This window comes from Streptomyces sp. NPDC001153 (genome assembly GCF_053598315.1).
Window position 1 is genome coordinate 1 of record NZ_JBSFJZ010000136.1, and the last position, 1334, is coordinate 1334.

The 1334-nt window shown below is 68.0% G+C and carries 2 protein-coding genes; both read left to right on the plus strand.

All coding sequences use genetic code 11. From position 1 onward, the window contains the following. Positions 1-108: 108 nt before the first annotated feature. Positions 109-957 (plus strand): IS5 family transposase, encoded by an 849-nt coding sequence (locus tag ACWDEN_RS48100; protein ID WP_450864473.1) that lies wholly within the window; start codon positions 109-111, stop codon positions 955-957. After that, positions 954-1334, plus strand: a 381-nt coding sequence (locus ACWDEN_RS48105) for a hypothetical protein (protein ID WP_450864475.1), incomplete at its 3' end; no start/stop codon positions are given. The genes ACWDEN_RS48100 and ACWDEN_RS48105, both read left to right, overlap by 4 nt.

The window sequence follows — 1334 nt, forward strand, 5'->3', positions numbered from 1 at the left end:
TCTTAGTGGGCGGTTCGTGAGTCTTTGAGTGGATCTGCTGTCGCCTGATGGTGTGGCGGCGGGGCGGAATCTGCCGGCCCGCGGTGGTTGATCTGGTGATGTGTTCGGGTGAGTGAACGCAAGCCATATCCGAGTGACTTATCGGACGAGCAGTGGTCGTTGATCGAGCCGGTGATCACCGCGTGGAAGGACCGGCACCGCTCGGTCAGCGGTCATCAGGGCGCCTACGACATGCGGGAGATCGTGAACGCGATCCTCTACCAGGGGCGGACCGGCTGCCAGTGGGCCTACCTCCCGCACGATCTGCCGCAGAAGAGCGCGACCTACTACTACTTCGCTGCCTGGCGGGACGACGGAACCGACCAGGTCATCCATGAACTCCTGCGCTGCCAGGTCCGCGAACGCGCTCGCCGATTAGAGGACCCGACCCTGGTGGTGCTGGACACCCAGAGTGTCCATGTGGCCGCCGGGGTCCCTGCTTCCACGACCGGCCATGATCCGGCCAAGCGGGTGCCCGGCCGCAAACGCGGCCTGGCCGTGGACGTCCTCGGCCTGGTCATCGCGGTCGTCGTCCTCGCCGCGAACACCCACGACAACGCCGCGGGCATCATCCTGCTGGACCAGGTCGCCGAGCACGGCGGCGGAACCGTCCGCAAGGCCCTGGTCGACCAGGGCTTCAAGAACCAGGTCGTCATGCACGGCGTCGGCCTGGGAATTGACGTCGAGATCGTCGCACGCAACCCGCAGTACAAGGGGTTCGTGCCGCAGCCGAAGCGGTGGAGGGTCGAGCAGACCTACGGGATCCTGATACTGCACCGGCGCCTGGTCCGCGACTACGAGCACCGCCCCTCCTCCTCCGCCTCCCGCGTCTACTGGGCGATGACCCACGTCATGACCCGACGCCTCACCGGCGCGAACGCCCCCACCTGGCGCACGGCGCAGGCGGTGGCAGCGTGAACATCCGGCCGCTGCTCGATGCCCTGGACCTCCAGGAAGAAGCCGCCCGGGCCCTGGCCGACGACCTCCGCGCACAGATCGACGACCTGCAGACCCGGTTGCGGGAGGCCGAGACGCACTTGGAGCACCTCGCGATCACCCGCAAGACCGTCACCGGCCTCGCCGACCGGCTCCCGGCCGTCGCGCCAGAGCTGCCCGAGCACCCGGACTACCCCCGCATCCTCGCCGCCTTCAACCACGCGACCGGACCGCTACGAGCCAAGGACGTCTGCGCAGCCCTCGGCCACGAACTGCTGGCGAAAAACGTCGAGGGCACCCGCGCCAAGCTGAAACGCCTGGTCAAACTCGGCATCCTCACCGAGGCCGGCACCGGCAAC